Below are 6,299 nucleotides of genomic sequence, written 5' to 3' on the forward strand. Positions count from 1 at the left end.
AAATTAATATACAATCCCAAAATTCTTTTGTCAAGAAAAAGGAACTAAAGCCTTGCCTCTTTTATGTTCTTTCTTCTGAATAATCCTCCCTGCACATCAAAGAAGGCCTTCTGGAGCTCCACCAGTTGTTCCACTCCTGCAAGACCGAGAGTGAGCATCCTGTCAAATTCTTCCCTTGTGAAAGAGTGCTCTTCACCAAGAGCCTGTATCTCTGATATTCTGCCAGAGCCTGTGGCCACAAGGTTCATGTCTACTTCTGCCTCTGAATCCTCCTCAAAGTTAAGGTCAAGAAGTATCTGGCCCTTTACTATGCCAACACTCACCGCAGCCACAAAGTCCTTTATAGGAGTTGAGCTTATGCTTCCCTCCTCGTAGAGCCTTATGACTGCGTCCACCAGGGCCACAAAGGCGCCTGTTATGGAAGCAGTTCTCGTTCCTCCGTCCGCCTGTATTACATCGCAGTCAATCCAGAAAGTCCTCTCTCCTACCTTTGTGAGGTCAAGGGCGGTTCGCATAGCTCTTCCTATCATCCTCTGTATTTCGTGCGTTCTGCCTCCGATTCTTCCCTGAACCGATTCGCGTATGTTTCTTGTCTGGGTTGACCTGGGAAGCATGGAGTATTCTGCAGTTATCCAGCCCTGACCTTTACCCTTTAAAAAGGGGGGGACGCTATCTTGCAGAGAGACGGTGCATATAACCTTTGTGTTTCCGAACTCCACAAGCACAGAGCCCTCGGGATGCTTGAGGTAATCCCTTATTATCCTTACAGGTCTTAGCTCCCCGGGCTTTCTTCCGTCAGACCTCAAACCTTTGCTCCCAGAGCTCTGGCTTTCTCCACAGCCTCTTCTATGGTGCCCACCATGTAAAAGGCCATTTCAGGAAGATGGTCGTAGTTGCCCGTGAGAATCTCTTTGAAGCTCCTTATGTTGTCCTCCAGCTTTACGTATTTGCCGGGCATGCCGGTGAACTGCTCTGCCACGTGGAAGGGCTGTGCCAGAAACCTCTGAATCCTCCTTGCCCTGTTGACGATTGCCTTGTCCTCTTCTGAGAGCTCTTCCATACCCAGTATGGCTATTATTTCCTGAAGCTCCTTGTATCTCTGCAGTATTCTCTTGACCTCCGATGCCACTCTGTAGTGCTCTTCTCCCACGAACTCCGGTGCCAGATACTTGGAGGTGGACTCAAGAGGGTCAACTGCCGGGTATATACCCAGCTCTGCAAGCCTTCTTGCAAGCACTGTGGTGGCATCAAGGTGAGCAAAGACCGAATAGGGTGCAGGGTCCGTTATGTCGTCTGCGGGCACGTATACTGCCTGTATGGAGGTAAGAGACCCCTTCTTTGTGGAGGTTATCCTCTCCTGCACCTCACCCACGTCCGTGTTGAGGGTGGGCTGGTATCCCACTGCAGAGGGAAGTCTTCCAAGGAGCGTGGAGACTTCAGAGCCTGCCTGCACGAACCTGAATATGTTGTCTATAAAGACAAGAACGTCCTGACCCTCCACATCCCTGAAGTATTCAGCCATGGTAATGCCCGTCTGTGCCACCCTGAATCGCACGCCGGGAGGCTCGTTCATCTGCCCGTAGACCATGACCGTGTAGGGAAGGACCCCAGATTCCTTCATCTCGTGCCAGAGGTCGTTTCCTTCTCTGGTTCTCTCTCCCACGCCTATGACCACTGAGAATCCCTTGTGGAACTTGGCTATGTTGTGTATGAGCTCCTGCATCAGCACTGTCTTGCCCACTCCAGCACCACCAAAGAGCCCCACCTTTCCACCCTTCACATAGGGCTCAAGGAGGTCAACCACCTTTATACCCGTCTCAAGTATCTCCACCTTTGTGGACTGCTCTTCCAGGGGTGGAGGTTCTCTGAACATGGGCCAGAACTCTTCTGCATTTACGGGTCCTGCTTCATCTATGGGCTGACCTACCACATTGAATATCCTTCCAAGGGTTGGCCTGCCAACAGGCACCTTTATGGGTCCGCCCAAGTATTCCACCTCCTGACCCCTCACCAGTCCATCGGTGGCACCCATTGCCACGCATCTGACCCTGCTCTCTCCTATGTGCTGAGCCACTTCAAGGAAGAGCTCCTCTTCCGCCCAGTTTCCCCTGTCGTCTATGAACTTCCTCCTTGTCTTTAGACCGTGCCTGACGGGTGGAAGGTTCTTTTCAGAAAACTCCACGTCAATGACCGCACCTATCACCTGCACTATTCTTCCTTTCATAACAGCCTCCTTGAGGGTTTGAAAATATTATAGCATTATTCTTATAGGCTTTTGAGGTATGCCTTCAGCATATGCTTGAAAAGCTTGCCGTGGTCTGGATACCTCAGGTGGAGAAGCTCATGCACTATCACATAGGAAACCTTTTCCCTGTCTTCTTCCAAAAGAGACACATCAAAGGTGAGCCTTCCCCTTGAGGAACAGCTTGCCAGCTTCCTCTTCATCTTTCTGAAATGCACCGACCTTATTCTGTCCCTCACCTTTAGCCTTTCCGCCCAGAGGTATAAAAGCTCAAGAAACTCTTCCCTGCTCATCTCAAAACCTTCAGAATATCTTCCACAAGCCCCATGTCCTTTAAAAGCCTGAGCGTGTGCCTTTTTAACTCTCTTTCCTGTCCTTCGTCCTGCTTCCAGTAAGGATAGCCGTCAAGAAGTTTTCTTATTTCTTTTGCCAGAGTTTCAGCCTCCTCAGGGGGTTTTCCAGACTCTTTGAGCTTATAGGCTATAGCAAAGGTCTCCATGTCCAGCTGGCTTTCTTTTATCTGCGTCTGTATCTTCAGGGTTTCTTCAATCAGTTTCCTTAGCTCCCTCAGGGCTTCCTGAGCTTTTATCTGCCTTCTTTTGAAGTCTTCCACCACCTGCTGAGCCCTTTCACCTATGGAAACAAACAGAGGGTTTTTGTCTTTTTCTCTCCTTACAAACTCCTCTATGGTTCTTGCAAGGTTGAAGACCTTTTCATGGTCTGCGGTTTCCGCTTCAAGCCTTTTTAAAAGTCCTTCATTTATCTCATAGACCTCAAGGCTTTCACCTATCATGCTCTGCTTTGTGTGTTTTCTTACCAGCTCCTCCACTTTTTTGCTGAAATCTCTGCTTATGTTATAAGATGGCTCGTAGGCTTGCCTTACTATGGCATAGACCCTTCTTAAGTTTTCAAGGTGGTCAAGATAAGGTCTGAGGAAGGCATCGGGTGAAAGAAGGTCATACAGGTCAAAGACCTCTCTGCAGAACTTATAAAACTCTTCCCTCCTTGCTTCCTCATGGAACTTTTCAAGGACATAATCCACCCTCCTGTATGCAGGAAGGCTTGAAAGCTCCTGCAGGTATTCCTTCTGAGCCTTTTCCATAAGCTCCTTAAACCTTTCCTTTAAAAGCTCTAAGTCTGTGGCAACACCTTCAATTTCTACAGAGTCAAAGGCTAAAGCCTTTTCAAGGTTTTCAAATATGCCCACAAAGTCTATTATCAGACCTGCTGGCTTTTTCCTGCCCTCCTTGTCCTCGTAGGGTCTGTTTACCCTTGCTATGGTCTGAAGCAGCATATGGTCCCTCATGGGCTTGTCAAGATAAAGGCAGTAAAGCACAGGAGCGTCAAAGCCCGTAAGGAGCTTATTGGTCACGATGAGTATCTTCGGCATCTTCTCAGGGTCTTTGAAGTCCTCCCTCACCCTCTTTTCCTCCTCCTCGCTCAGATGAAACCTCTGCATAATGGGTGGGTCATTTTTGTGTGGGCTGAAGACCACCCTTGAGTATTCAGGTGGAAGATGTTTGTCCAGCTCTTCCTTGTATAAGGCACAGGCTTCTCTATCCACCGCCACAAGAAAAGCCTTGTATCCTAAAGGCTCCACATACTCCCTGTAGTGCCTTGCCACATACTCAGCTACTCTGCTTATTCTTTCTTGGCTCTTCAGCATGTTTTTTAGATGAACAGCCTTTTCAAGGACTGTGTCCAGCTCCCAAGGGTCGCTTATACCCTCTGCATCTTTTAGCTCAAGAAACTCCTTCTCTAAGGTTTCTCTATCCACCTTTAGCTCGTTGGGTGCAAGGTTGTAGTAGAGCCTGAGGGTTGTGCCATCCTCTATGGACTGGGCTATGCTGTATTTGTCAAGGTAGCCCTCTGGGTCATCTATGCCAAAGATATGAAAGGTGCTTTTCCCACTTGAGGTTTTTCCTATGGGTGTGCCAGTAAAGCCTAAGTATGTGGCATTGGGCAGGGCTCCCATCAGATAGTTGCCCAGCTTTCCGCCCATAGTCCTGTGTGCCTCATCCACAAGTACTATAATGTTATGCCTCGTATTTATATTCTCAGGCATGCCCTCAAACTTGTGGATAGTAGAGACAATAATGCCCCTTCTGTCCTGTCTTAAAAGCTCCTGAAGATATCTTTTGCTCTCCGCTATCTCCACACGCTCCAGACCCACCGCCTTTATGTTTGAAAAGAGCTGTTGCTCCAGCTCGTTTCTGTCCACAAGCATCAGAACGGTCGGGTTTTCAAAAACAGGGTCTTCTATGAGCCTTTTGGCAATAGCTAACATGGTGTAGGTCTTTCCAGAGCCTTGCGTGTGCCATATGAGACCTTTATGTTTGTCTGGGTCCTTTGCCCTCTGTATGGACTTTTCCACAGCCCTTATCTGATGAGGTCTGAGAAGAACCTTTTCAAGCCTGTCATCCTTTCTGACAAAAAGCACATAATCGCTCAAAAGCCTTACTACCCTCTCACAGCCAAAGAAAGCCCTTATCAGCTCCTCAAAACCACCCTTTATTTCTTCTCTGAAGTTATACAGAGACTTGGAGCTTGTGTTCCATGTGGCACCGTATAAAAACCTTATGGCATGAGTTATGCCAAAAACCTGCTCAACCGCCAGAAGCTCAGAAGCCTCCTCATGGTATCGCCTTACCTGAGCCAGAGCGGACTCAATGGCATCCTCCCTGTGGGGTGCTTTAGCTTCAATAAAGACCAGAGGAATGCCATTTATGAAAAAAACAAGGTCCTGCCTTATCTTCCTTATGCCATTGCTGAATTCAAACTCATCCGTGTAATGAAAAACATTATTCTGCCAGTTTTCCGTATCTATAAGCCTTATGTTCCTCTCCCTCCTTTCCTTTTCCACATATATGCTCCTTATACCCTTCAGGTGTTCCCACATTTCCATGTTGCCCTGTATGTTTGGCTTCAGGCTTTCTATACGTTTTAGAAGCTCCTCCAGTTCCCTCTGAGAGAGGAAAGGGTTCAGCTCCTTTACCTTCTGAAAGAAAACATCCCTCAGCACTATGTTTGATGTGTTTCTCCTCAGTCTATTCACCTCTTCTTGTGTCAGATACCTCCAGCAGGAAGCAGAATAGGAGGCTGTGGGCTGTGAAAGAACAGAAATTATAGCCTCCTGCACCTCCCGCCTTTCAGTGAAATACCTCAACTCTCAGACCCTCCTGACTCTTATTTTACCGTTCATAAGGCTGTGAAGGAGGGACTTAAAGAGGTTCTTAAGGGCTTTCTTGTAGTTTTCTTCCTTTTCTATCTTCTGGTCTATGGCTTGAAGTATTTGGGCTATTTGTTTTTGCTCTTCAAGAGGGGGAAGTGGGAAAGCTATTTGTAAAAAGTCTCGTTTCTTTATTGCACGACGCCGATTTACTGTGCCAGAGGCAAGCCTACTATAAAGCATAAGAGCTGTTGCTGTTCTAAGCCAAGCATCAACATACTCAGGAATAGCCATATTATCAATCACCTGAAGAACCACATAAACTGGACTAACTATTCCTATATCAAATTTCTCAAGTATATGAATTGCACCTTCCCAAATAACATAAGGGTTATACACAATATGATTTTTATGAACTACCTTGTATTTGCTTGTATCTTCAGTAGCAACACGTTTTTCAAATCTCTGAGATTGTAGAATTAATCCATCATTCTTAGTTAAAGATAAGACAGGCAAGTCAGAAGAGTTTGTTTGATTTAATTGATATACTCGTTTGTCAATTTCAAATAGGACTTTTTCCAACCTCACCACCTCCCAGTGCTTAGGAATTAAACCTATTTCAGTTTCTTTAACTTCTACCGTTTCAGGATTTCCGATTTTCCAGTTTCCAGATGTATCCTTATAAACTCCATAAGTAAAAAGCTGTTTCATCATAGACTTTTTAAGCTCTTTGGTAGCCCGAATGACCTTCTCAGTTTTTTCAATCACCTCCTGAACAGCCCTCAAAACATCCGCTATGGCTTTCTGCTCTTCAAGAGGGGGGAGGGGGAAAAGAAGATTGTAAAGGACATTTTTAGACAGCCTTCTTCTTCCTGTTGTCCCTTCCAT

The 6,299-nt window shown here is 46.6% G+C and carries 5 protein-coding genes; all 5 read right to left on the reverse strand.

The genetic code is table 11. The features are described from left to right. Positions 1 to 44: 44 nt before the first annotated feature. Entirely contained in the window at positions 45 to 806 is a 762-nt protein-coding gene (rph, locus tag ACKRDP_RS08140; RefSeq protein WP_409154259.1) for a ribonuclease PH, read from the reverse strand. Continuing rightward, complete coding sequence (gene atpD, locus ACKRDP_RS08145) at positions 803 to 2,224, reverse strand: F0F1 ATP synthase subunit beta (protein WP_409154260.1); 1,422 nt, start codon at positions 2,222 to 2,224, stop codon at positions 803 to 805. The genes rph and atpD overlap by 4 nt, the downstream gene beginning before the upstream one ends. Before the next feature lie 41 nt (positions 2,225 to 2,265). Next, complete coding sequence (locus ACKRDP_RS08150) at positions 2,266 to 2,535, reverse strand: M48 metallopeptidase family protein (RefSeq protein WP_409154261.1); 270 nt, start codon at positions 2,533 to 2,535, stop codon at positions 2,266 to 2,268. After that, entirely contained in the window at positions 2,532 to 5,408 is a 2,877-nt protein-coding gene (locus tag ACKRDP_RS08155; RefSeq protein WP_409154262.1) for a type I restriction endonuclease subunit R, read from the reverse strand. Before ACKRDP_RS08155 ends, ACKRDP_RS08150 begins: the two co-directional genes overlap by 4 nt. A gap of 3 nt (positions 5,409 to 5,411) precedes the next feature. After that, a partial coding sequence (locus ACKRDP_RS08160) for a restriction endonuclease subunit S (RefSeq protein WP_409154263.1) occupies positions 5,412 to 6,299 on the reverse strand: 888 nt, incomplete at its 5' end.

Source organism: Pampinifervens navoyensis (assembly GCF_046159715.1).
GTDB lineage: Bacteria > Aquificota > Aquificia > Aquificales > Aquificaceae > Pampinifervens.

What these genes read in the sequence shown, in the direction of transcription:
- ACKRDP_RS08150 (WP_409154261.1), bottom strand. Translation starts at nt 2,535, where the DNA reads ATGAGCAGGGAAGAGTTTCTTGAGCTTTTATACCTCTGGGCGGAAAGG.
- atpD (WP_409154260.1), bottom strand. Translation starts at nt 2,224, where the DNA reads ATGAAAGGAAGAATAGTGCAGGTGATAGGTGCGGTCATTGACGTGGAG.